22 protein-coding genes are annotated in these 22,958 nt (G+C 64.4%); 9 read left to right on the top strand and 13 right to left on the bottom strand.

From position 1 onward, the window contains the following. The first annotated feature begins 60 nt into the window (after window positions 1-60). The gene (locus tag ACIGJC_RS19850) at window positions 61-747 is read left to right on the top strand and encodes a GntR family transcriptional regulator (RefSeq protein ID WP_483713844.1); all 687 of its coding nucleotides are present in this window, start codon (window positions 61-63) and stop codon (window positions 745-747) included. Window positions 748-800: 53 nt separating this feature from the next. Here the strand turns inward: ACIGJC_RS19850 and ACIGJC_RS19845 are convergent, their stop codons facing one another. After that, complete coding sequence (locus ACIGJC_RS19845) at window positions 801-2,273, bottom strand: amidase (RefSeq protein ID WP_483713843.1); 1,473 nt, start codon at window positions 2,271-2,273, stop codon at window positions 801-803. A 17-nt stretch (window positions 2,274-2,290) separates the two neighbouring features. Then, window positions 2,291-3,628 carry an MFS transporter gene (locus tag ACIGJC_RS19840; RefSeq protein ID WP_483713842.1) on the bottom strand — a complete coding sequence of 446 codons (1,338 nt, stop codon included), beginning with the start codon at window positions 3,626-3,628 and terminating at the stop codon, window positions 2,291-2,293. 145 nt (window positions 3,629-3,773) lie between these two features. Between ACIGJC_RS19840 and ACIGJC_RS19835 the strand changes: the two genes are divergently transcribed. Then, the gene (locus tag ACIGJC_RS19835; protein WP_483713840.1) at window positions 3,774-4,688 is read left to right on the top strand and encodes a LysR family transcriptional regulator; all 915 of its coding nucleotides are present in this window, start codon (window positions 3,774-3,776) and stop codon (window positions 4,686-4,688) included. A 190-nt stretch (window positions 4,689-4,878) separates the two neighbouring features. Here the strand turns inward: ACIGJC_RS19835 and ACIGJC_RS19830 are convergent, their stop codons facing one another. After that, entirely contained in the window at window positions 4,879-5,148 is a 270-nt protein-coding gene (locus ACIGJC_RS19830) for a hypothetical protein (protein WP_483713839.1), read from the bottom strand. 268 nt (window positions 5,149-5,416) lie between these two features. Between ACIGJC_RS19830 and ACIGJC_RS19825 the strand changes: the two genes are divergently transcribed. Both ACIGJC_RS19825 and ACIGJC_RS19820 read left to right on the top strand, forming a co-directional pair. Next, window positions 5,417-6,844 carry a homospermidine synthase gene (locus tag ACIGJC_RS19825; RefSeq protein WP_483713838.1) on the top strand — a complete coding sequence of 476 codons (1,428 nt, stop codon included), beginning with the start codon at window positions 5,417-5,419 and terminating at the stop codon, window positions 6,842-6,844. A gap of 27 nt (window positions 6,845-6,871) precedes the next feature. Beyond that, window positions 6,872-8,182, top strand: a complete 1,311-nt coding sequence (locus ACIGJC_RS19820) for an NAD(P)/FAD-dependent oxidoreductase (RefSeq protein WP_483713836.1) — start codon at window positions 6,872-6,874, stop codon at window positions 8,180-8,182. 57 nt (window positions 8,183-8,239) lie between these two features. Here the strand turns inward: ACIGJC_RS19820 and ACIGJC_RS19815 are convergent, their stop codons facing one another. The 4 genes from ACIGJC_RS19815 to ACIGJC_RS19800 form a co-directional block, all read right to left on the bottom strand. After that, window positions 8,240-8,806 carry a DUF3597 domain-containing protein gene (locus tag ACIGJC_RS19815; RefSeq protein ID WP_483713834.1) on the bottom strand — a complete coding sequence of 189 codons (567 nt, stop codon included), beginning with the start codon at window positions 8,804-8,806 and terminating at the stop codon, window positions 8,240-8,242. Window positions 8,807-8,911: 105 nt separating this feature from the next. Continuing rightward, the gene (locus ACIGJC_RS19810; RefSeq protein ID WP_483713833.1) at window positions 8,912-9,829 is read right to left on the bottom strand and encodes a manganese catalase family protein; all 918 of its coding nucleotides are present in this window, start codon (window positions 9,827-9,829) and stop codon (window positions 8,912-8,914) included. 199 nt (window positions 9,830-10,028) lie between these two features. Further along, window positions 10,029-11,258, bottom strand: a complete 1,230-nt coding sequence (locus tag ACIGJC_RS19805; protein WP_483713831.1) for an Nramp family divalent metal transporter — start codon at window positions 11,256-11,258, stop codon at window positions 10,029-10,031. A 70-nt stretch (window positions 11,259-11,328) separates the two neighbouring features. Continuing rightward, entirely contained in the window at window positions 11,329-11,451 is a 123-nt protein-coding gene (locus ACIGJC_RS19800) for a hypothetical protein (protein WP_483713830.1), read from the bottom strand. 195 nt (window positions 11,452-11,646) lie between these two features. Between ACIGJC_RS19800 and ACIGJC_RS19795 the strand changes: the two genes are divergently transcribed. Beyond that, complete coding sequence (locus ACIGJC_RS19795) at window positions 11,647-11,925, top strand: hypothetical protein (RefSeq protein WP_483713829.1); 279 nt, start codon at window positions 11,647-11,649, stop codon at window positions 11,923-11,925. 389 nt (window positions 11,926-12,314) lie between these two features. Here the strand turns inward: ACIGJC_RS19795 and ACIGJC_RS19790 are convergent, their stop codons facing one another. The 6 genes from ACIGJC_RS19790 to ACIGJC_RS19765 form a co-directional block, all read right to left on the bottom strand. Then, window positions 12,315-12,530 carry a hypothetical protein gene (locus ACIGJC_RS19790; RefSeq protein ID WP_483713828.1) on the bottom strand — a complete coding sequence of 72 codons (216 nt, stop codon included), beginning with the start codon at window positions 12,528-12,530 and terminating at the stop codon, window positions 12,315-12,317. Between the two features lie 296 nt (window positions 12,531-12,826). Further along, complete coding sequence (locus ACIGJC_RS19785; protein ID WP_483713826.1) at window positions 12,827-14,200, bottom strand: MFS transporter; 1,374 nt, start codon at window positions 14,198-14,200, stop codon at window positions 12,827-12,829. A gap of 210 nt (window positions 14,201-14,410) precedes the next feature. Beyond that, complete coding sequence (locus ACIGJC_RS19780) at window positions 14,411-15,037, bottom strand: pyridoxamine 5'-phosphate oxidase family protein (RefSeq protein ID WP_483713825.1); 627 nt, start codon at window positions 15,035-15,037, stop codon at window positions 14,411-14,413. After that, the gene (locus ACIGJC_RS19775) at window positions 15,034-16,404 is read right to left on the bottom strand and encodes an adenylosuccinate synthetase (protein WP_483713824.1); all 1,371 of its coding nucleotides are present in this window, start codon (window positions 16,402-16,404) and stop codon (window positions 15,034-15,036) included. The genes ACIGJC_RS19780 and ACIGJC_RS19775 overlap by 4 nt, the downstream gene beginning before the upstream one ends. Window positions 16,405-16,407: 3 nt before the next feature. Next, on the bottom strand, window positions 16,408-16,872 hold the full coding sequence (locus ACIGJC_RS19770) for a RidA family protein (protein ID WP_483713823.1): 465 nt from the start codon (window positions 16,870-16,872) through the stop codon (window positions 16,408-16,410). Window positions 16,873-17,018: 146 nt separating this feature from the next. Next, the gene (locus ACIGJC_RS19765; protein WP_483713822.1) at window positions 17,019-17,804 is read right to left on the bottom strand and encodes an AraC family transcriptional regulator; all 786 of its coding nucleotides are present in this window, start codon (window positions 17,802-17,804) and stop codon (window positions 17,019-17,021) included. 137 nt (window positions 17,805-17,941) lie between these two features. On the opposite strand from ACIGJC_RS19765, the gene ACIGJC_RS19760 reads away from it, so the two are divergent. The 4 genes from ACIGJC_RS19760 to ACIGJC_RS19745 all read left to right on the top strand — a co-directional run bounded on the left by ACIGJC_RS19760 (window position 17,942) and on the right by ACIGJC_RS19745 (window position 22,899). After that, window positions 17,942-18,799, top strand: coding sequence for an alpha/beta hydrolase (locus ACIGJC_RS19760; protein ID WP_483714483.1), 858 nt, complete (start codon window positions 17,942-17,944; stop codon window positions 18,797-18,799). A gap of 397 nt (window positions 18,800-19,196) precedes the next feature. Continuing rightward, a complete protein-coding gene (locus ACIGJC_RS19755) occupies window positions 19,197-20,291 on the top strand; it encodes a malate/lactate/ureidoglycolate dehydrogenase (protein WP_483713821.1) in 1,095 nt (364 codons plus the stop codon). Window positions 20,292-20,306: 15 nt separating this feature from the next. Beyond that, the gene (gene garL / locus ACIGJC_RS19750) at window positions 20,307-21,095 is read left to right on the top strand and encodes a 2-dehydro-3-deoxyglucarate aldolase (RefSeq protein WP_483713820.1); all 789 of its coding nucleotides are present in this window, start codon (window positions 20,307-20,309) and stop codon (window positions 21,093-21,095) included. A 979-nt stretch (window positions 21,096-22,074) separates the two neighbouring features. Then, window positions 22,075-22,899 (top strand): 3-oxoadipate:acetyl-CoA acetyltransferase, encoded by an 825-nt coding sequence (locus ACIGJC_RS19745; RefSeq protein ID WP_483713818.1) that lies wholly within the window; start codon window positions 22,075-22,077, stop codon window positions 22,897-22,899. Window positions 22,900-22,958 lie beyond the last annotated feature (59 nt).

Here is a 22,958-nt window from a genome sequence, read left to right as displayed (position 1 = left end):
CGAATGTGAGCGACATGACCGATAAAGCCTTTTTTCGGTGCAGGCATGTCGCGGATATACATGACGTACACAAAAATCCACCCTATGGGTTCCGAGAGTTCCAAGAGCACCACCGCGCTCTCCGCCGCCGAACGCGCCTACCAGCACATCCACGGGCAGATCCTGCGCGGGCAATACGCCAGCGGCGCCTTCCTGGAAGAAGAACCGCTGTCCGAAGAAATCGGCGTGTCACGCACGCCGATTCGAGAGGCCTTGCGACGCCTGTCGGCGGAGGGATTCATCGAACTTATTCCACGGCGAGGCGCCCGCGTGCGCGGCGTGACCGCCCAGGAACTGCGCCAGTTCCTTGAGGCCCGGTTCGCCCTGGAAAGCCATGCCATCCGGACCATCTGCCAGCAAAAACAGGCCGTCCCCGCGGAACTGGCACGCATGATCGGCGAGATCAGCCGACTGGTCCTGGAGCGCAACTTCTTCGAGGCGGCCGAACTCGACCGCCAGTTCCATCGGGCCATCGTCAGCCTGGCTGGCAATGACCTGCTGGTCGAGCTGTTCGATGCGCTCCGGTTCCGCCACCTGCTGGCCTGCCTTTCGACGCCGCCGGATCCGACGCAGGTCCGCCTGGTCGTCGACGAACACGTGGACCTGCTCGCCGCACTGTCGAGCCACGACGCGGCGCGCGCGCTGGACAACCTCGCCGAACATCTGGACCCGGAGCGCGCGCCACGGCTGCGCGCCCTGTCCGACTGAGGGCCCCGTTTTCCAAGGCGGCGGCCCCGCGCCATGCACGGGCCGTTGGCGTTTCAGGCAGTCGAGGCCGCCGTGCAGAGCGATTCCGGCGCCTGGAAGGCATACCATTCGCGCGCGAGCCATTGCGCAAAGCGCAGTGCCACGAAGTCCGAGAACGCCGCTGCGATAATCTGCCCGCCGAACGGCAATCCACGCGAATCGCGGCCCAGCGGGACAGCGGTGGCCGGCAGGCCGACTACCCCGGGATATCCGGCCCAGAACATCGAATCGGTGCTCTCCTGCGGCTGTCCATTGACATCGAGCATGCGCTCCCAGCGCTCGCCGTTCTGGTTGTGCGCAAAGGCGGTCGTCGTGGCGACCGGGCAGATCAGCAAATCGAAGTCGTTGAAGAAGTGGTCCCATTGCCTGCGCAGCGTCGCGCGGCGCTGGTCGAGCGCGAACCAGTCCCGGTGCGTGAGCGTGGTGCCGCGATAGTGGCAAGCGCGGTAGCTCATGTCGGCGGGGTCAAGCAGGTTCGCCGTGCGCCTGGCCGCGTCGTAGGCGTCATCGGGAAGAAACGCTCCGGTCGCGCCGCGCACAAGGTGCAGGTACACCGCACGCGCCTCGCCGCTGTCGACCGGCCGGCGGTCCTCGCTGACACAGGCAACCTCCCCGCGCAGGAAGGAAGCCAGCGCCTGAAGTCCCGCGACGATCGCGCTGTCGACGCGTGCCACGGGGTCGTCGGCCATGACGGCGATCCGCAGGCTCTCGACCGGCCTGCCGCGGTCGCGCCAGCGCGCTTGCTGCCAGCCGTGGCTGCCAAAGCTATGGGCGGGCGACCCCAGCACGTCCATCGCCAGTTCGAGGTCGTGCGCACAGCGCGCCATGGGCCCGGCCACGGCGATATCCACGCTGTCGATGCAGGCGATCCCCGGCAACGCGTGGCCTTCCATGGGGACTACGCCCCAGGTCGGCTTGTGGCCGTACACGCCGCAGTAGTGCGCCGGATTCCGGATGGAGGCGCCAATGTCGCTCCCCAGTTCGAGGCAGGTGTAGCCGGCTGCCAGGGCTGCCGCCGATCCGCCCGAAGAACCGCCCGGCACGCGGGTCGGATCCCAAGGGTTGCTGGTCGTTCCATATACCGGGTTGAAGGTCTGCCAGTCGGCCAGCGAAACCGGCACGTTGGTCTTGCCGAAAACGATCGCACCGGCATCCACCAGGCGTTGCACGGCCACCGCGTGGCGCGTGGCGATATTGGTCCTGAAGGCCTCGTAGCCCCACGTCGTGGGCAGGCCGGCCACGTCGAACGACTCCTTTACGGTAATCGGCAAGCCGTGCAGGGGGCCCCAGCTCCGACCGCGCGCGCGGTCGGCATCCGCTTCGGCGGCGCGCAGCAGTGCGCGCTCCGCATCCAGCACCGCAACGGCGTTGATGTCGGGATCGATCGCCGAGACACGGTCCAACTGGCTGTTGAGCACCTCGACGCTTGAACTTTCCCCCTGGCTCAGCGAGCGCAGGCATTCATGGGCAGTGGAATAGTCTTTCACCGGACAACTCCCTTCAATCAGCGGTTGACGGCCTGAGCAGGCATCAGGAGCACCGCGGTGCTGCCCAGCGCGAGACAAGCGGCGAGAACGCCCAGGCCGAGCGATGCGCTTCCGGTCGTCGCAAACAGCCAGCCGAACACCGATGGGCTGGCAAACCCGGCGATCTGCCCAAACGCATTGACGAAGGCGAGACCGACGGCGGCCGCCGCACCCGACATGAAGGCCGTCGGCAGGTTCCAGTACAGCGCGTTGGCGACCACGTTGCAGCCGATGGCGAGGGTGCCGGCAACCAGCAGCAGCGTCGGGTTATCCAGCGTCCAGGGCATGACGGCGAGGCCCGCAGCCGCGGCAAAGCCGGGCAAGGCACTGTGCCAGCGGCGTTCACCGCTGGCATCGGAGGTCCGGCCCAGCACCAGCATGCCAATGACCGCCACGACATACGGTACGGCGACCATCCAGCCTATCTCGACCGTGTTCATCACCCCGGCTTTGCGCAGCATGGACGGCATCCAGAAGGCCAGCGTAATGCCGCACAGAAAGGCGAAGTTGATGAACGCAAGCAGCCAGACCATCGGCGAGCGGAAGGCATCGCGCATGCGGTGGGCGCTGGCGTGTTTCGCGTCGCTGGCGACACGTTGCTGCAGCAGTTGCCGTTCGGCCGGGCTGAGCCACTTTGCCTGCGCGATAGTGTCAGGCAGGTAGCAAAGCGTGATCAGTCCTAGCAGGACGGCCGGAAATCCCTCGACCAGGTAGAGCCATTGCCAGGCGGCCATGCTTGCGTGGCCGTCGAATGCGCGCAGGATCCAGCCGGACAGCGGACTGCCGAAGATGCTGGAGACCGGGATGGCCGCCATGAACAGCGTGATGACGCGGCCGCGCCGGTCGGCCGGATACCACTGCGTCAGGTACAGCATGACGCCAGGGAAAAAGCCGGCCTCGGCGGCGCCGAGCAGCAGGCGCAGCACATAGAACTGCGTCGGCGTCCTGACGAACAGGGTGGCCATGGACAACAGTCCCCACGTCACCATGATGCGGGCAATCCAGCGCCGGGCGCCAAAACGCCCCAGCAGCAGGTTGCTCGGGACTTCCAGCAGGAAGTAGCTCACGAAGAAGATGCCCGCGCCCAACCCGAAGACGGCTTCGCTGAAGCCAAGGTCGGCCTGCATGCCGATCTTGGCGAAGCCGACATTGATCCGGTCCAGGAACGCGAAGATAAAGCAGATGAAGAGGAAGCCGACCAGCCGCCTTGTCACCCTGGCGTAGAGGGCGTTCTCGCCCGCGGCGGGACTGGCGGTCATGGAACCGGGCGGAGCCGGAAGCCCTTCCGGGCTCTCGAAGTTGACCTGCGGGCGCATGGCATCTCCTGAATAGTTGGCGGAAGCGCTGGCCTCCGCGATGCCCTGCATGGTAGGAATCCCCTTCTCGTCGCGCTACTGATAAGATTTCATAGCGAACCCTTTTGGTGTTCACCTCAGTATGGCTATCCGCGATGGTGAGAACATGAAGAACAGTCAGTTGCGCGCCTTTGTCGCCATTGCCGAACAGGGCACCATCCGCGCCGCGGCCCGTTCACTGGCACTGTCCCAGACAGCGGTGACCAAGTCCCTGCGGGAACTGGAACTTGACCTGCAGGCGCCGTTGCTGAGCCGCAGCCCGCAAGGCGTGCGGCTCAATGACGCCGGACTTGAACTGCTCAGGCGCGCCAAGCTGATACTGGCCGAAGTGGACGACGCCCGCGCGTCGATCCGGAGCCTGTCCGGACAGGGCACGCCGCACATCCATGCGGCCGTGACGCCGGCGTTCTCGCTGATGTGCCTACCGGACGCACTGCAGCGTTTTCGCAGCCGCTATCCCGACGCGCGCCTGACCATTCGCGACGCCTTCCTGTCGGACATGCTGCCCTTGCTGCGGGACGGATCCGTCGATGTCGCGATCACGTCGCTGATGCCGGAGGTGTTGGGGGCGGACCTGGCGTTCGAGCCGTTGGGTCGCCTTGCCGTCGCCATGTCGACCCGCCCCGGCAAGTTCGGGCTGGGGCCGCATCGGCTGGCGGACCTCGGGAAATCGGCCTGGCTCCTCGACAGTTCGCGCGGCGGCACCAGCGAAACGGTTCGCCAGTGGTTCCTCCGCCATCACGTGCCACTGCCGCGCCAAATCATCGAATGCCCTTCGTCGATGGCATCGCTGGTGCTGTCTACCCAGGGCGATGCCATCGCCCCGGTGCCGCAGCCGGTGCTTTCACTGCCGTGGATGGCGCCGCTGATCAGCGAGATCCGGCTGCAGGAGCCGCTACCAACGATGCAGATCGGGATCGTCCGGCGTAAAGGCAATGTGCTGGATGCGCCCGCCAGCTGGTTCACCGAATGTGCGCGGCTGGCGATACGTTCGGTTCCCGGTCTGAACTTGTCCCGTTGACGATTCCCGCAGGACGGGAAGGAACAGAGGGGTGCTTGCGGTCCGCGAGCCCGCGCTGCCCGAGTACATCGAGCCCGCCCAGCCGGAACCTCTTGCGTCGGGAAGCCACCCTTTCACTGTAAGCGGATGCCGCACATCGCTGCATCGCGAAGATTCGCGATAGGCTTACCTATTCACTGTGCGGTCCGTTCTACCCTGGAATCAATCCCTCGACCGACGCCATGCCTAGCCGCAGCCGCGGGTGGTCGTTCAGCACCTGCAGGATCAGCGCGCGATGACACCGCTGCGCGGCCACGGAACTGCGCAGCGCCGCCAGCGTCTGGCGTGCCAGTGCCGTCTCGACGGTTCCGGCTTGCAGCCCCCTCATCAGCGCGATCTGACGCCGGATGCGCTCGCGCCCATCGTCGATATGTTTTTCGCTGCGCTCCAGGTCGCGGAGCTCTGTCGCCAGATCGAGCATGGTGCTCTCCAGGTGGTCCTGCCTGAGCGACCGCAAACCCCGGATACATCGCCGCTCCTCTCTGATATAGCGACCGGATCGCGCGAAATCTAGATACGTCTCTTCAGGGCAGACTTCACTTCAAGCATAGACCCGGCACGCGAAGTGAATCGCCCGAATGGTTCGCCGCGGCACGACTTGGGTCGCTTGGCATAGCGTTTGCATGGGGATGGGGCACCACCATCGCGTGGAAGACAACCATGGCGCTGTCGCGCATCCGGGGAAAGTGATGGTCGAGCCCAACACAGGTTTCACCAAACATGCCCGCTTTGACGGGCGCATGCTCATCATCGGCTTCGGCAGTATCGCAAGTTCCCTGCTGCCGCTGCTGCTCCGCCATATCGCGCTGGAGCCGTCGCAGATCACCGTGCTCTGCCCACCCGGGACGCCTGTCGAGATCGCGCGGGAATATGGCGTGCAAGTGATCGAACAAGGACTGAACGAGAAAAACCATCGCGAGATTCTCCAGCGCCACACCGGCAAGGGCGATTTCCTGCTGAACCTGTCGGTCAACGTTTCCAGCGAAGCCCTGGTGCGGTATTGCTGGGAACACGGCGTGCTTTACCTGGACACGTCCATCGAGCCATGGCGTGGCGGCTCGGTGGATCCCAATGCCTCGCTATCGCGCCGCAGCAACTATGCCTTGCGCGAAGGCGTGTTCGCATTCCGCCTGGACAAGCGCAACGGGCCGACGGCGATCATGACGCAAGGCGCCAATCCCGGCCTGATCTCCGCGCTCCTGAAGCAGGCCCTCGTCAACCTGGCCGCCGACAACGATCTGCATTACGCGCCGCCCCGGTCTTTCGAGGACTGGGCGACGCTGGCACGACGCCTCGGCATCAAAGCCATCCATATCGCCGAGCGCGACACGCAGGTCGGCACCGCGCGCAAGGGCGACAACGAGTTCGTCAACACCTGGTCGGTGGACGGCTTTATCGAGGAAGGCACGCAGCCCGCGGAACTGGGCTGGGGCACGCATGAACGATACTGGCCCGACGATGCGCAGCGGCATGGCTTCGGTTCCGACGCCGCGGTGTACCTGACGCGTCCCGGCTTCAGCACGCGCGTGCGCAGCTGGACGCCGCTCGGCGGGCCGTTCCACGGCTTCCTGATCACGCACGGCGAATCCATCTCGATGGCCGACCACCTGACGCTGCGGGAAAACGGCGAAGTGGTCTATCGGCCGACCGTTCACTATGCCTACCGCCCCTGCGACGACACCCTGCTGTCGATCGACGAACTGGCCGGGCACGGCTGGCGCAAGCAAGACAGGCAGCGCATCATGCGCGACGACATCACCGACGGCATGGACGAGCTCGGTGTCCTGCTGATGGGAAATGAGCGTGGCGTCTACTGGTATGGCTCGCGGTTGTCGACCGCCCAAGCGCGCGAACTGGCGCCGCACAACACGGCTACCAGCCTGCAGGTCGTGGCTGGCATTCTCGGCGGCATGGTCTGGGCGATCGAAAATCCGCAAGCCGGCGTGGTCGAGCCCGACGATCTCGATTACCAGACCGTGCTGCGCATCGCTTGCCCTTATCTTGGCGAAGTCGTGGGCGTCTACGGCGACTGGACACCGCTGGCCCAGCACTCCGAGTTGTACCGGGAACCGGCGGACGAAGATCCCTGGCAGTTCATCAACGTTCGCGTGACGTAGCGAACCCGGCCCGAGGAGGACAAGCGGATGTCTGGCTTGTTGCATAAGGAACTGGGCGTTATCGAGAACTCCTACTACGAGGCGAGTGTGCAGCGCCCCGTTCCCAACGGACCGCTGCACGGGCATGTCAAGGCCGATGTGTGCGTCGTCGGCGGCGGCTACGCGGGACTGTCATGTGCGATCGAACTCGCCGAGCGCGGCTTCAGCGTGGCACTGCTCGAAGCGCAGCGCATCGGCTGGGGCGCTTCGGGTCGCAACGGCGGCCAGGCGATCGTGGGCTTCGGGTCCGAGGGCGAGCGGGCGATCGAGCGCCAGTGCACGAAGGACATCGCCAAGGCGGCCTGGAACGTGTCAGTCGAGGGAATCGATCTGCTCCGCCAGCGCATCGCGCACTTCGGCATCGACTGCGACTATGTGCGCGGCTACCTGACCCTCGCGCCACGCGAAGGAAAGGTGCGCGACCTGGAGGCATGGGTCAGGCATACCCGTGACGTCTATGGCTATCCGCTCGAATGGATTGGCAACGGCCAGCTGCCGCAGTACGTCGGCAGCAGCCGCTTTGTTGCCGGCGCCTACGATGCACACTCCGGCCACCTGCATCCCTTGAAGTACTGCCTCGGGCTGGGCGCGGCGGCTGTGCGCAAAGGCGTCCGGGTGTTCGAGAACTCGGCGGCCTACCGGCTCGAAGCCGGGGAAGACGCCGTGGTGAAAACCGCCGAGGGCGAGATCGCGTGCAAGCAGGCGGTGCTGGCGGGCAACGTGTACCTCGGTGAATTCGGCGACCACATGGCACCGGAGATCCAGGCGCGCATCATGCCCGTGGGCACGTACATGATTGCGACGGAGCCGATGGAACGCGCCAGTGCCGCTGCGCTGATGCCGGCCATGGCAGCCGCATCGGACAACAACCTCATCGTCGATTACTTCCGCGTCAGCGCGGACCACCGCCTGTTGTTCGGTGCCGGTGAGACCTTCAGTGCCCGTCCGCCCCGCAATCTGGTGGACCGTATCCGGGCGCGCATGGTGCGGGTCTTCCCTCAGACCGAGGACCTGAAGGTCGATTACGCCTGGGGCGGCTTCATCGATATCACCATGAACCGCGCGCCGGACCTGGGGCGCGTCGGCAAGTGCCTCTACTATGCGCAAGGCTTCTCCGGGCACGGCGTGGTGTTCGCCGGCATGGCGGGAAAACTGATTGCGGAAGCCGTCAGCGGCGATGCCACCCGGTTCGACGTGTTTACGCGCATCCGGCATCACCGCTTTCCGGGCGGTGATGCCTTGCGCACGCCCGCACTCGTGCTCGGCATGTGGTACTACAAACTGCGCGACCTGCTCTGACGGCGCCGGCCGGATTGCAGAACCGGCGGCGCAAACCTTCACGTCCGCGCAGAATGGTCAGTCCGTCAGCGAGGCCGGCAGCTTGCCGCCATTCGCCGCCAGTTCCTGCATCAGCCGCTTGTGCAGCCACGTGTTCATCGACGCCGAGTCGTTGGTGTCGCCCGTGTAGTTCAGCTCGTGCGCGAGCGCCTTGCGATGCTCGAGGCTGCTGTCGATGCCCAGCGCCTTGAGCGTATCGACGATCGATGTCCGCCAGTTCAGCGCCTGGCCCGATTCGCTCACAGCCCGGTCCATGACCGCCTCCACGTCGACCTGGGACAGCGGCCGCTGGCCCGTCGCGCCAGAGGATGCCGGTGTCCCGCCCGCCGACGAAGCCGTGCCGCCGGCAGAGGGGCTCCCACCGGACGGCGCCGTGCCCGAAGCGGCCTGAGCGCCTCCGGTGCCTGATGCCATACCCCCAGCCGTACCTCCAGCCGTACCCCCAACCGAACCCGTCGACGTGCCCGGCGAAGTCCCGGCGGTCGTGCCGGGCGCCGCTCCGGGGCTCGCGGTCGAAGTGGTCTGCGGTTGCGCAGCCTGCCCCCTGTGAAGCAGCTTGTTCAGGATGTCTTTGAAGATGCTCATCTCAGCCTCCATACCAGGTGTAAGCCTTGCCTTCGTGCAATTTTCGTTCCCTCCGCGGCAGGCGGGCGCGCAGCACGCCTGCGCTGACATGGCGGCTCGCGCGACCTAGCGCTTCCCGGCCTCGGACCCGGACTCGGGTTCGTCTGACTCAGGCTCAACCCCATCCGCACCGAGATCGGCGCCCGTGACCGGATCGCTGTTGACGTCGGACGCGTCGCGCATGGCAAACGCCGCGACGGCCGACTCCTCTTCCGGCGTCAGACGGACTGTTGCCAAGCCATCTCCGCCATCCACGGCGGGCGGCGGGTCTTCGACGAACTCGAAGTTCCTGTCGTCGTTCCATGGCCCGCGCTTCGGTTCGGTGCCCTGCGACATCCTGTAGTAGACCGAATCGAACGGCTCGACGCCCGGCGTCTTGCCCGGTGGGAAGTTGCCCGCGATCGAGTACAGCGCGCGTTCGAATGACTTCTGGTGCGCGATCTCGCGCGTCATCAGGAAGCCAAGCGCCTCGCTGACGCTGGGATCGTCGCTGAGATTCATCAGGCGCTCGTAGATGATCTTGGCACGCGCTTCCGCGGCAATATTGGAGCGCAGGTCGGCCGTGGGCTCGCCGATCGTATCGATATAGGCCGAGGTCCATGGCACACCCGCCGAGTTCACGAGCGCGGGGCCGCCGCCGAACAGAAGCTGCGTGACGTGGCTGTCGTTGCCCGCGCCGGACAGGGACCGGTACAACTCGGCTTCCTGCTCGGACCCTTCGGCCAGCCGACCCTTCGCGCCCCGGTTCAGCATCGCGATCAGGGACCCGATTACTTCCAGGTGGCTGAGTTCTTCGGTGGCAATGTCCAGCAGCATGTCCTTGCGGCCGGGATCTTCCTCGCTCAACGCCTGCGTGAAATAGCGCGTTGCCGCCGCCAGTTCTCCTTGCGGGCCACCGAATTGCTCCAGCAGAAGGTTCGCCAGGCCAGGGGCTGCACGCGACACGCGCACGGTATATTGCAATCGCTTGTTGTGTATGAACATGGTCAGCTCCAGGATGTGTCCAGACGCGCCTTGTCCCAGCACAGGCGCAGCCGTGCCGCTGCATTGACCATGCCAGTCGCGGCCCGCACACCGCGATTTCAAGAGCAGCCAACCGGCGCCCGGCCGCTGCCGACGCTCGGGCGTGTAGGAATTGCAGTGCGCGGCATGATGGGAGGCCGTTCCTTGCGCGTGGAACGGCTTAATACCGTGGCGCCGCCAGCATCCAGAGCAAGGCGGCATTCATCGTCACGATGATGGCCACGGCCGTCCACGCGAGCCCGATCAACCAGCGCGGATTCACGTGCTCGCCCATTTGCGCGCGGCTGCTGGTGTAGCGCACCAGCGGGATCGCGGCGAACGGAAGCTGCAGGCAAAGAATCACCTGGCTCAGCAGCAGTAGCTGCGCCATGCCGCGCTCGGCATAGAGCGTCGCCACCACGAACGCCGGCACGATAGCGACGCAGCGCGTGACCAGCCGCCGCAGCCAGGGCGGAAGGCGGGTCTGCAGGAAGCCCTCCATCACCACCTGGCCAGCAAGCGTAGCGGTCACCGCCGAACACTGCCCCGACGCCAGCAGCGCCACGCCAAATACCAGGCTGGCCCAGGCGGCGCCCGTAAGAGGACTGAGCAAGCGGTACGCATCCTGGATCTCCGCGACGTCGGTACGCCCCGCCTGATGGAACACCCCCGCTGCCGTGATCAGGATGGCGGCGTTGATGACAAAGGCCAGCGACAGCGCCACCACCGTGTCGATGGCCATGAAGCGCAGCGCTCGGCGCAGGTCCGCCGTGCTGCCATCGAGCGCACGCGTGCGCACCGCCGCCGAATGGAGATAGAGGTTGTGCGGCATGACCGTGGCGCCGATGATCCCGATGCCGATATAAAGCGCGGCAGGATCCCGCAACGTCGGCCCGTGGGGCACCAGTCCGGCCGCCACGTCCTGCCACGCCGGCCGGGCGATCAGCAGCATCGCGACAAAACACGCCAGCACCAGTGCCACCATGCTGATGACGAAGGCCTCCAGGCGCCGATAGCCGCGCTGCTGCAGGACCAGCACCAGCAGCACGTCGAACACGGTCAGCGCGACGCCCCATGCGAGCGGCAAGCCGAACAGCAGGTTCAGCGCTATGGCGGTGCCGATGACCTCGGCCAGGTCGGCCGCGCAGATTGCGATCTCGCACAACACCCACTGCGCCAGCGCCGAGCGTCGCGAACTGAGTTGGCGGCAGGCCTGCGCCAGGTCCATGCCACAGACCAGGCCGAGCCGGCTGGCGAGCACCTGCAACAGCACTGCCATGCAACTGGACATGGCGATGACCCACAGCAGGCGATAGCCATAGGCGGAACCGCCGGCGAGATCGGTCGCCCAGTTGCCGGGGTCCATGTACCCGACCGCCACCAGATAACCCGGCCCCGCAAAGCGCAACATGCCGCGCCAGCCATCGCTCGCCGCGCGTTCCGCTGCGACGAGGGAAGCGCAATGCTCGGGAGGAGGCATCTCAGCCAAGCAAGGCGCACAGGCGGAGGACTAGCGACATGGCCCCGCCGCCCAGCACCAGCATGCCGGCGGTCATCCGGTACGGATGGGCGCGCCAGAACCGGTGCGCCGGATAGATCGACATGGCGGCTCTCCCTCGGCGCACGGGGCGCCGCAGTAATTCAGAACGACGACGGAGGTGCACGACTCGTGCCAGCGCCAGAAGGAGAGCTTCAATACCAGTGCGTCACTTTTCTGTCCGCAACGCGACCATTCCGGGGTGGCGTACCGGCTATGCGGAATGTGTATCCTAAGTGAAGACCAATCGCGGAGAATTGCGATGCCCGACGAGGAGACCCGCGCTCCGGATCTTGCAATTTGCGATCGATATATCAAAGAAGGCCGCGAGCGCGTACGGCGCCAGATTGCACTGGTGAGAGAGCTTGACAGGGACGGGCATGACACCACGGTCGCACGCCAGCTTCTGGCCGCACTGCGAGAGACCGTGACGGCCCAACGGCGACATCGGGATCTGGTTGCGGAACTGAATGGCCGTCTCGGTCCCGTCAAAATTGCCGGGATTCCGATCAAAGCCGGCGGCAGAGCCGGAGAGCCATGAACGCGTCGCGCTGGCCGGACGCGCACCCATAGCGCGCTCGCGGTGTTCAGGGAACCTGGTGTCGGTTTCGACCACGCCCGAGCAGGGCTCGCTGCCCCATCTGCGCCGGCCGATGGCGCTGATTCGCAATTTAGCGGCGTGGGCGTGGCATATCAAGTCACCCCGGGTACGTACGCCGCGATCCGCGCAGGCGCCATTCGCCCATGGACGATGAGCGAAGAGAATGGATCGCAGGGGTGATGAAAGAGGAATTGCGAAACAGCGGATGGGGATTGATTTAGGGAGGCAATTCGCGCGCATACCGGAGACCTCACGCCTGCAGCCCATAGTGCACCCCTGGCGTCTTTGGTCAGACTGACCGGGCCGCACGTGGCGCGGGGAACCTGCCATTACCCGGCGACGGGCGGAAATACATACCAGGCGCCATCCCCATGGCGGAAGAAGGCGATGGACAAGCGCCGAGTGGTTCGCGTGGATTCGACACACACCAGGCAGCCCTTGTGATTGGCAAGATGCCGGAAGCAGGTGACCCGCGCCGGGCTGGCGTCGCTGGGCGACAACCACTTTTCCACCAGCGCGCGTAGCGAATTTTCTGATCTGCGCATCGTGTCACTCCTTCCGGGGCTCTGAGGCACATTCCACTGGCACCGCCACACTGCATCGGCACCTCCTTGATTTCAAGGCTAGATGGGGAACCTCGCCAATGCCTTCAGTGGGGGACGACAAAGCCGGGCCAGGCGGACTGAATCGTGCGTAGGAGGTTCCTGACAGCGCGCCGTGTCGTGGACGGCGCAGTGGGGAGCCTCGCAGGGGCGCGATCGGTCCGATCGTCAATCGTTTCCCTGTTGCCGCTGAAGCAGTCGCCCGGGCGCCTTGCTGGACACGCGTGTGCAGCGACGCATCAGTCGGCAATTGTCTCCAGCGCCCTTCCCCGGGTCTCGATGCCGAACCGGGACACGATTCCCGCTGCCGCAAGGAAACACAAGGCGCCCAGACAGAACACGCCAGCTTGCCCCGCGACAGGCAATACCAGCCCCACGAGTGCCGGCCCGAGCAACGAACCCAGGCGCCCCACCGTCGATGCCATCCCGCAACCCGAGGCGCGCGCACGCGTGGGATACAGTTCCGGTGTGTAGGTATAAAGCACCGCCCACATGCCGAACATGAAGAACTGCATCATGCCGCCGGACAGGAGCAACACCGGAGCATCGGACCCGGAACCTGCGACCCTGCCGTAAATAAACACCATGCACGCACCACCCACCAGTGTCGCCACGCATGTCGGCTTGCGCCCCAGTCGCTCGACGGCCCACGCCGCGCACAGGAAGCCGGGGATGCCGCCGATGGAGATATACACCGTATACAGGACCGATTTGGTGACACCGACGCCGGACTGCTGCAGCAACGCGCCGATCCAGGTGTTCAGGCCATAGAACCCCAGCAGCGCGAAGAACCATAGCCCCCACACGGTCAACGTCCGGCTGCGATACGCCTGCGACCACAGTACGCGCAGACCCGATGCGGTTTGCTCTGCCTCGGCGATCATGGGGGTGACTTCGGGCAGCGCGTCGAGCTTCAACCGGCGCATCACAGATTTCTCGATACGTTCAACCACATCGGCCGCCTCCGCATGCCGGCCTCGCGATTCCAGCCAGCGCGGGGATTCCGGTACATAGCGGCGGATCACGAGCAGGAAGACCGCCGGCACGGCGCCGAGCAGGAACATGGTCCGCCAGCTATAAGCGCTCAGGACGTAGTACGACATCAAGCCCGCGCAAATGAACGCAATCGGCCAGTTTCCGTCCATCAATGCCAGATACTTGCCGCGCTGGCGTGCAGGAATGAACTCCGACATCAGCGTCTGGGCCAACGGCAACTCCATGCCCATGCCCAGGCCCAGCAGAACCCGATATGCGCCGAGTTCCATCGGGCCGCTGGCGGTCGAGCAGAGATAGCTGCCGACGCCCCAGATGATCATGCTGACCTGGAAAACCGGCTTCCTGCCGAACCGGTCTGCCAGCATGCCGGAACAGACCGCACCGAGGGCCATCCCGACGAAGCTCGCACTGCCGAGCATCCCGGCCTGCGCAGAAGACAATGCGAACTCCGCCCGGATCGACCCCAGCAGATAGGTCATCATGGCCAGGTCGAGGTTGTCGAAGAAGAAGGCCAATGCAATGACGGCGAACAGAAACCGGTGGTAGCCGCACACGGGTAGCCGTTCCAGCCGGTCGCCGGTGCGCGCGCGCATCAGCTCGAGTGGGGTGTGTTTCATCTTGTCTCCAGTAGTTTTAATGCCCGCGCTGGTAGGCGCTCATGGCGTTGCGATACGCATCGATGCGTGATCACTTGCTACTGTCGCGTCCTGGCGCCTCGGAGGCCCGCGCGAGAACGCCAAGCTATGTCTCGCAGGTGCCAACCGATTTTCCTTGGCACCAAAAAAAAGAGATGCCGAAGCATCTCTCGTGTCGCCGGATATCCTGACCTATTTCGAAGCGAACTTGTGAGGATCGAACGCCTCGGGTCCCAGGCCGGAAAGCGTAGCACCGGACGGGAAGGGATAGCGCAAATACGGCGCCTTCGGCTGGCCCGGCGGCGAGTACTGGCCGTCCGCGAGGATGCGCTTCTTCGCGCTCAGCTCACGAATCTCGCATCGATAAGCAACGATCTGGCTGGCTGCCCCATCCTCAATCGGCGAATAGTCCTTCTCCGGCCGGAATTTTTCCAGCGCCTGGTTCTGGTGGGCACGCACTTCCTCCGTGCTCTCCCGAAGTCTCACTTCGCATCGTGCAATGACGCTGTAGTACTCGAGGCTCGTGTTCTGCCCCTTGGGAGCTTTCAGGAGCGCCACCGGCCGATCGACCTCGATCGTCACGCGCGGATTCGCCCGAATCGCCGACGCAAGCTTGCCGAATCGGGAGCTGTGGATCAGGAACGCGTCGCCGGTAAAGGTAAAGCTCTGAGCGGTAACGTAGGGAAACGGTTCGTCATGCACCGCAACCCGGCAGATCAGTTCATCCCTGAGGAACGCCTCGATGGCGGGCCAGTCGGTCCAGGCCAGGTCGGCACGACGCATTTCACTATGAAAGTAGAAGGGTGTCTCGATAGTCATGATATGGCTTGATGTTGAGCCCGGAATCGCCGCATCTGCACACGTTCCGGACCTAGTCCGATGCCGCGCAGCGGCCGGCGGAGGGCATCCGACAGCCATTCCAGCAGGGCTTCAAGTTGCGGAGGAAGCGGCGAAGCGTCGTCACGCGGAATGGCGTCCTCTTCGAAAGCAGGAAACCGCATCATCCGGGCGCCTTCACCATCGCATGCGTCAACGACGACAGGGATGCATCGATCGCGCGTCCGCGCAAAGGCTGCCAGACTGTCGCATTTGTTCAGGTAGATCTCGTCGACGCCAAACTGTCGGACAGCAAGCTGGAGTTGAGCGACGTCGAGCAGTCCTACGCGACGGGGCCTCCCGGTCCCCGTGCCATATTCGTTCGACAGCATCCTGATCGCCACGCCGATGGAAAACGAATCGTCTTTCCCAAGCAACGCCTGCGGGTCGAAGCGGCGCGCCTCGTCGGCCTTGCCGCGTCCGCCGCGCGCCGCTTCCGCACAATAGGCCTCGGATTGTTGCGCGCCCAGTTCGGTGGGCAAGGGCCCGCTACCAACGCGGGAGACGATCGCCTTGGCCACGCCGATGGTCTTGCGGTGATACCGGCACGGGAGGTCGCCACCCACGTAAGCGTGGGAAGGCAAGGTATGGCTGGACGTCACCCACGGCTGGGTGCCCTGCACGACATCGAGCATGACCGATTGCGCGCCCTCGAAGAGAACCCGCGCACCGCCTTCCACACGCCGCAGCAGCGAGAGCGGATCGTCGGTCACGAATGGGCGGACCACCCGCCACGCCTGACGCATCTCTTGCATGAAGACGCCGAGACTGTCGTCGTCGCGCTGCGCGGCCAACCGCATCATCTGTCCGAGTACCAGGCTTTCGTCCTGCATCAGGTCGCGAAGTTGAAACGCCGATCGCTTACCGTCCCGCATGCGGGCCGCCAGGTCCGCGTAGCAGGGCCCGATGCCGTTGCCAGTCGTTCCGATCTGCCCGCCATGCTGGCGGTCAGACAGGAAATGGGCGGGCTGGACAACCGGACACCGGTCACTGATGGTCAGCCGTCCGGCCAGGTTAATCCCTTGTCCGGCCAGCATTTCGATTTCGGACGCTAGTTGCTGCAAGCCGATCACGCAGCCTGAACCGATGTAAAGGGACGCATCCGGATGCAGCACGCCGGAAGGAACCTGGCGTAGCCGCAGGGTGCCGTCAGCGGTGACGATGGTATGGCCCGCATTGGCGCCGCCGTTGAAGCGCGCAATCACGTCATACTCGCCGGCGAGGTGGTCGATCACCCGGGCCTTGCCCTCGTCCCCGTATTGCAACCCTACCAGCACGTCCGCATACCCTGATCTGGTTTCGGTGCCCATCGACTACACGTCCAAGGCAAAGGTTGCTTCGATTTCGACCGGGGCGCCAAACGGAAGGCTCGCTACGCCCATCGCCACGCGTGCATGGCGCCCGCGCTCGCCGAAGATCCGGTTCAGCAGTTCCGACGCTGCGTTGATGACCAGCGGCGCATCATTGAACCCGGGCTTCGCCGCAACGTAGCCGCCCACACGGACTACACCGCGGATACGTTCGAAGTCTCCGTCCAGCCCTGCGGCAACCCAACCCAGCAAGTTGGCCAGGCACAGCCTCGCGGCTTCCTGTGCGGCCTCGACCGTGATGGCGTCGGGAACCGTGCCGACGAACACCGGCTTGCCGCTCTGTAGCGGCAGTTGTCCCGATACCGTCAGGAAGCCATGGTGCAGCGTGTAGGGGACATAATGCGCCTTGGGAATTTCGACCGCGGGCAGGACAATGCCGGCAGCCTGGATACGATCCATCACTGACATACGGACTCCTCGACTTGAAAAGATGCCGACGGAGCTTGCACGGTGCTGGCCATCCGCCGACACCCCGACTGTGCCGCACCATGCCGCATGCGAATCGCGCGGCGACGCCAGTTGATGTCGCGCGGACGCCAACCTGCCAGCGCTGCCTATTCCCCAGCTCTATCCCTGAAATACTCGGTGGGCGTCATGCCCAGCGCGCGCCTGAACATGGCGCTGAAGGCGCTCGGACTTTCATAGCCCAGCTGCAAGGCAATGTCCGTGACATGGCAGCCCTCCGCAAGCAGCCGTACCGCGGCCATCAGCCTTGCCTGCTGCTTCCAGCGGCTGTAGGTCATCCCGGTTTCATCCGGAAACAGACGGATGATGGTCCGCTCGCTCGCACCGACTGAGCGGCTCCACGCCTCTACGGAGGTCTCGTCGGACGGGTCCTCGAGAATCTTTGCGCAGATCTTGCTTAGCCGGGGATCCCTGGGTATCGGCAAGTGCAGCGGCACGACAGAAAGCGGCCGCAGATCCTGCAAAAGCAGTTCGACCACGAGGCCATCACGGCCGCCTTCGTCGTAGGCCACGGGCATGCGGACCACCGCGGAAATCAGCTCTCTCAGCAGGGGCGGGACGGCGACGACGCAACAGTCGCGCAGCTCCGCCGGGATGGCATCGGCACGGATATAGACCGTCCGCATCTCGACGTCGCCGCAGGCTTGCATGGCATGCTCGACGTCGCAGGGCACCCACACCGCGCGCTGCGGCGGGACCACCCATGATCCGAAGCCGGTAGTCACCAGGATGGCGCCGACATAGGCGTAAATCAGTTGGCCACGCGGGTGGGAATGCACGTCGATATAGAAGCCATCCTTCAGCTTGCGCGCCATGCCGCCCACCGGCCGGTCTATCGCCTGGTAGTCATCCCGGTTTTCGCTCTTTCCAAACATGGCGTCTTTGCGATAGTCGTTGTCATCCAGGGGCGCGCCGCACCGTACGCCGGCAAGTATCTTTGGCCGGACGCAAATTGCGTCGCAACGATCGAATGGAATCGAAACATCGATCCAACAGTCTGGAGCCAAATGTAATGTCAGTGTATCGAAACTTCAATCAGGAAGAACTGGACCAGCAGTACAACGTCAGGGCGGGCATCCCCGGCTTCCAGGACATATTCCAGGCATGGGCGAAGACCAGCGCCGGATTTCGTCGCGCTAATCCGGTCAGGGAAAATCTTGCCTATGGTCCGGATAGCAAGCAGGCGCTGGACTTCTTTCCTGCGCGCACCACGGGCCGTCCGTTGCTCGTCTTTATCCATGGCGGCTATTGGCAATCGCTGGACAAGTCTGACTTCAGCTACGTTGCAGCGCCCTACCTGCAGCATGATGTCAATGTCGCTGTGGTGAACTACCGCCTGGCACCGGATGTCGGCATGGCGGAAATCGTGCGCGACAATCGCGATGCCGTGGCCTGGCTTTATCGCCACGCAGCAGAACTGGGTTTCGACGCAAACCAGATCTTTATTTCAGGCCATTCGGCCGGCGGACATCTGACTGCCACGCTCGCGGGAACCGACTGGGAAACGCTCGGCGTACCAGCGGATGTCGTCAAGGGCGGCTGCGCGATCAGCGGCCTGTATGACCTGGAGCCCATCCGCCTGTGCTATCTCAACAAGGCGGTCCGGTTGACCGAAGCGGACGTGGCAAGCTACAGCCCGATCCACCATCTCCCGCTGGTAAAACTGCCGATGATCCTGACGGTGGGCGGACATGAGTCTCCGGAGTACCACCGGCTCCAGCGCGAATACCAGGCACTGCTGACCGAATGCGGCTTTGACGTGGAGATTGTGCCGCAGGACGGCGGGCATCACTTCGATGCCGTCGACCTGCTTGGCGATGGCAACGGGGCACTTGCAGCGGCTGTCCTACGCATGATCGAACGTGGCTGAAGGCTGAGTTCGAAGCCGCCAGCATACTCGCAGTCGCTCACCGCGCCATCCATTGCAGCGAACCGGCCGATCTCGCGAGCAGGTCGCCATCGGCCGCCGGTGAATCACTGTCGTCAAGGGTATGAACGGCCGAATGAAATCTTTAAAACAAATACCGCATACCAGCATTGAACAGCCATCGCTGCACGCCCGCCGTTCCTGGTGATGCTGGTATGAAACCCGCTCATAGAGCGACACCTTGCCCGTCGGCATGCCTTTGCCCCCCTCCGCAGGGCCGAGGTCGGGATTGATCGTCGCAGATCCGAGCCCCGCCACCGACACACCGGCACGGCTGTCATCGCTCATGGTGCAAAATTGCACAACCCGATCAACGAAACCCACTTCACACGGAGTCAGCATGAGTGAGCACCGAATCCCGACCGCGGGCCTGCATCGATGGGTAGTCGACCTCTGGCTGGCGGCCGGGTCCGATCAACGCGAGGCCGTATTGACGGCCGACCATCTGGTCGGGGCCAACCTGTCGGGCCACGATTCGCATGGCGTGGGCATGATTCCCAAGTACGTGATGTCGTGGCAGGGAGACCAGCTGCAGCTGAAGCAGCAGGTCAGCGTGGTGCATGAATCGGGCGGCATCCTGAGCCTCGATGGCAATCGCGGCATGGGCCAGGCCGTGACCGAGCAGGCGATGCGGCTGGGCATCGAGCGCGCGCGCGAGCATGGCGTATGCGTGCTGGGGTTGCGCCGCTCGCACCATCTGGGACGCGTGGGCCACTGGGCCGAGCAGGCGACCGCGGCCGGCATGATCTCGATCCACTTCGTGAACGTGCTGTCCAAGCCGATCGTTGCGCCGCATGGCGGCTATGATCCGCGCTTCGGCACCAACCCGTTCACGATCGGCGTGCCAGTGGCTGGCCAGCCGCCGCTGGTGCTGGACTTTGCCACCAGCGCCATCGCGCTGGGCAAGGTGCGCGTGGCCAACAACAAGGGCGTGCCCGTGCCACCCGGCTGCCTGATGGACCCGAACGGCCATCCGACCGACGACCCTGCCGTCATGTTTCCGCATCCTGGTACGCCGCAAGGCGCGCTGCGCACGTTCGGCGAGCACAAGGGTTATGTGCTGGCCGTGATGTGCGAATTGCTGGGCGCGGCCGTGACGGGCGGCCACACGATCCGGCCCGAGACGCTCACGCACGAACACGCGGTCTGGAACAACATGCTGGCAATCATCTTCGACCCGGCGCGGCTGGGCAGCAGCACCACCTTCGGTCATGAGGTGCAAGCGTTCGTCGAATGGATGAAGGCCTCGCGCCTGCAGCCGGGCAACGGTGCCATCCAGTTGCCTGGCGACCCCGAGCGCGCCTGGCGACGTGAGCGTGCGGAATGGATTCCCGTGGACAGCGGCACGCTGGCCCAGCTGGACGATGCCGCTGCGCGCGTGTCGCAGGCACGGGGCAAGTCGCCCGGCCCGCTTTCCGCCCTCGCGGCCAACTGAACAGGAGTTCCGACGATGACCACCACCGCGCATCTGCCCCAGATCCATCCGCTGCCCAACAAGTTTCGCGCCGACATCCTGGCACGCAAGCGCCTGATCGGCTTGTGGAGTTCGCTTGGGCAGCCCGTGACCAGCGAAATCATCGGCCTGGCCGGCTTCGACTGGTTGCTGCTCGATGGCGAGCATTCGCCCAACGATGTGCTGACGCTCGCACCGCAGCTGATGGCACTGAAGGACAGCGTCAGCGCGCCGGTGGTGCGGCCGCCGTGGAATGATCCGGTCATGATCAAGCGGCTGCTGGATATCGGCTTCTACAACTTCCTGATCCCGTTCGTGGAGTCAGCGGAAGAAGCGCGTCGCGCGGTGCGTGCGACGCGTTATCCGCCGGATGGGGTGCGTGGCGTGTCGGGCGTGCAGCGGCAGAATCGCTATGGCACGTTGCCGGACTTCTTCAAGACCATCAACGAGAACATCTGCGTGCTGGTGCAGATTGAAAGCCGCAAGGGGGTGGAGGCGATTGCCGGGATCTGCGCGGAGCCGGGGGTCGATGGGATTTTTATCGGCCCGAACGATCTGGCGGCGGGGTATGGGCATCTTGGCAATCCGAATCACGCCGAGGTGCAGGCCGCTGTGCAGCAGGTGTGCGAGGCGGCCAATCGGGCCGGGAAAGCGATCGGGACGCTAACGGCGGTGGAGGCGGATGCGCGGCGGTATCTGGATATGGGGATGCATTTCGTGGCGGTGGGGTTGGATCATGTTTTGCTGAGGGATGCGGCCAGGGGGTTGAGGGAGAGATTTGCCTGATGGCGTTCCCGGTTATGACCCGGTCGTCGCTGTTGGCAGGCGCCGCTGTTTCGCCGGCGTAGCCGGCGGGGCGTCTCTGGCAATGATTGGGTTATCACTCCTGGCAAACGCCGCTGTTTCGCCGGCGTAGCCGGCGAGTCACTTTTTGTCCGAGCGACAAAAAGTAACCAAAAAACGCGTTGACTTGTCCTAGCGGACCAATATTGATCGTAGTGTGCGAAGAATTTCGTACGGGTATTCGCTTCAGAGTCTGCCCGGCTGCCTGCCGCGTGGAGCACGTCCGTATGCAGGCTCTCCAGCAATGATTGAACGAGCCCCGAAACTGTCCGTGGCCCGACACTGCCACCGTTATCGCATCATCGCCTTCGGCTGCTGCGCGGCTCAGTAGTTGGCAGGCGGACGACATCAACGACACAGAGGCTGGTGCTTCCGTTTCTTCCCTTCTCTTCTCTTCTCTTCCCTCGGTTTTCACAGAGTGCGCGCAGCGCAGCCGTAGGCGTCCTACCGATGGCGCGGTTAGCAGGAGCCACCAAGTAATCCGGGGTCGCTCATCTGACATATCCTGATCATCTACGCGGCAGGCAGTGTGGCTATGCCCTGTACCGTCTTTACCACCACGGGCCGTTCGTCGACCACGAAAACGCGTTTTTGGTTACTTTTGTCGCGAGACAAAAGTGACTCGCCGGCTGCGCCGGCGAAACAGCAGCGCTTGCCAAGAACACCGTCCCCGCAATCAGCGAAACGACTTTCTTGCTAATACCCCTTGCCGCGCCGACGCCACTCAATACTCTCCCCGTATCGTTGCAAACCCAATCAGTATTGGACGCAGCCCGGCAGCCGCTCATACGATGCAAGCATGGTGTCGAGCAATACGGATACCAGCACAGCGCCAACCGAGCGCCAGAGGTAGCCTCCCAGTGTCCCCGGAAGCATCGGCCGAAATACCCGCCCCCCCCCAGCCACCTTACTGAGATCAAGCATGACCAAGCCCTGCATCATTTCTGTCGCGATCACGGGATCCCTGCCGCGCAAGAAAGACAATCCGGCCGTGCCGATCACAGTTAGCGAACAGGTGGAGTCGACCCAGGCGGCATTCGAAGCCGGTGCGACCCTGGTTCATCTCCATGTCCGCAACGACGATGAAACGCCCACGTCCAATCCCGATCGCTTTGCCCTGGTGCTTGAAGGTATTCGCAAGCACGCGCCGGGCATGATTACCCAGGTGTCCACCGGCGGTCGCTCCGGGGCCGGCAATGAGCGCGGCGCCATGCTGTCGCTGCGACCCGACATGGCGTCGCTGGCGACCGGCTCGGTCAATTTCCCGACCCGGGTCTATGACAACGCGCCGGACCTGGTCGACTGGCTCGCCGCCGAAATGAAGGCTTATGGCATCAAGCCCGAAGTCGAGGCCTTTGACCTGTCGATGATCTTCCAGGCGGCAGCAATGCAGGCGGCGAACGCGATCGTCGGTCCCCTGCACATCCAGTTCGTCATGGGCATCAAGAACGCCATGCCCGTCGACCGCGAAGTGCTTGAGTTCTACGTTCGTACCCTCAAGCGCCTTTCGCCCGATGCGACATGGACCGGCGCCGGCATTGGACGCCATCAAATGACGATGGCTCGCTGGTCGCTCGAACTCGGCGGTCACTGCCGCACCGGGCTCGAGGACAATGTGCGGATGGACAAGAACACGCTCGCCCCATCCAATGCCGCGCTCGTGCGCCAGGTTGCCGAGCTCTGCGAGGAGTATGGTCGCCCGGTCGCGACCGCCGCCCAGGCTCGCGAGATGCTGAATCTGGGCTGAGCCGTTTCGGCGCATCGCGCCACGCGCGGAACGTCAACAGGCACAGCAGCGTGATCGCG

It is taken from the genome of Cupriavidus sp. C3SS-1 (genome assembly GCF_057073755.1).
Note: the sequence above shows the minus strand (reverse complement) of the source record. Positions and strands in the feature narration are given on the sequence as shown.

Bases quoted from the DNA above. Each gene is read 5' to 3' on its own strand.
- ACIGJC_RS19765 (WP_483713822.1), bottom strand. From the start codon at position 17,804: ATGTTTGGAAAGAGCGAAAACCGGGATGACTACCAGGCGATAGACCGG.
- ACIGJC_RS19810 (WP_483713833.1), bottom strand. From the start codon at position 9,829: ATGTTCATACACAACAAGCGATTGCAATATACCGTGCGCGTGTCGCGT.
- ACIGJC_RS19795 (WP_483713829.1), top strand. From the start codon at position 11,647: ATGCCCGACGAGGAGACCCGCGCTCCGGATCTTGCAATTTGCGATCGA.
- ACIGJC_RS19780 (WP_483713825.1), bottom strand. From the start codon at position 15,037: ATGACTATCGAGACACCCTTCTACTTTCATAGTGAAATGCGTCGTGCC.
- ACIGJC_RS19785 (WP_483713826.1), bottom strand. From the start codon at position 14,200: ATGAAACACACCCCACTCGAGCTGATGCGCGCGCGCACCGGCGACCGG.
- ACIGJC_RS19805 (WP_483713831.1), bottom strand. From the start codon at position 11,258: ATGTTGCGCTTTGCGGGGCCGGGTTATCTGGTGGCGGTCGGGTACATG.
- ACIGJC_RS19770 (WP_483713823.1), bottom strand. From the start codon at position 16,872: ATGTCAGTGATGGATCGTATCCAGGCTGCCGGCATTGTCCTGCCCGCG.
- ACIGJC_RS19850 (WP_483713844.1), top strand. From the start codon at position 61: ATGACGTACACAAAAATCCACCCTATGGGTTCCGAGAGTTCCAAGAGC.
- ACIGJC_RS19835 (WP_483713840.1), top strand. From the start codon at position 3,774: ATGAAGAACAGTCAGTTGCGCGCCTTTGTCGCCATTGCCGAACAGGGC.
- ACIGJC_RS19830 (WP_483713839.1), bottom strand. From the start codon at position 5,148: ATGCTCGATCTGGCGACAGAGCTCCGCGACCTGGAGCGCAGCGAAAAA.
- ACIGJC_RS19815 (WP_483713834.1), bottom strand. From the start codon at position 8,806: ATGAGCATCTTCAAAGACATCCTGAACAAGCTGCTTCACAGGGGGCAG.
- ACIGJC_RS19820 (WP_483713836.1), top strand. From the start codon at position 6,872: ATGTCTGGCTTGTTGCATAAGGAACTGGGCGTTATCGAGAACTCCTAC.
- garL (WP_483713820.1), top strand. From the start codon at position 20,307: ATGACCACCACCGCGCATCTGCCCCAGATCCATCCGCTGCCCAACAAG.
- ACIGJC_RS19760 (WP_483714483.1), top strand. From the start codon at position 17,942: ATGTCAGTGTATCGAAACTTCAATCAGGAAGAACTGGACCAGCAGTAC.
- ACIGJC_RS19800 (WP_483713830.1), bottom strand. From the start codon at position 11,451: ATGTCGATCTATCCGGCGCACCGGTTCTGGCGCGCCCATCCGTACCGG.
- ACIGJC_RS19790 (WP_483713828.1), bottom strand. From the start codon at position 12,530: ATGCGCAGATCAGAAAATTCGCTACGCGCGCTGGTGGAAAAGTGGTTG.
- ACIGJC_RS19755 (WP_483713821.1), top strand. From the start codon at position 19,197: ATGAGTGAGCACCGAATCCCGACCGCGGGCCTGCATCGATGGGTAGTC.
- ACIGJC_RS19825 (WP_483713838.1), top strand. From the start codon at position 5,417: ATGGTCGAGCCCAACACAGGTTTCACCAAACATGCCCGCTTTGACGGG.
- ACIGJC_RS19840 (WP_483713842.1), bottom strand. From the start codon at position 3,628: ATGCGCCCGCAGGTCAACTTCGAGAGCCCGGAAGGGCTTCCGGCTCCG.
- ACIGJC_RS19775 (WP_483713824.1), bottom strand. From the start codon at position 16,404: ATGGGCACCGAAACCAGATCAGGGTATGCGGACGTGCTGGTAGGGTTG.
- ACIGJC_RS19745 (WP_483713818.1), top strand. From the start codon at position 22,075: ATGACCAAGCCCTGCATCATTTCTGTCGCGATCACGGGATCCCTGCCG.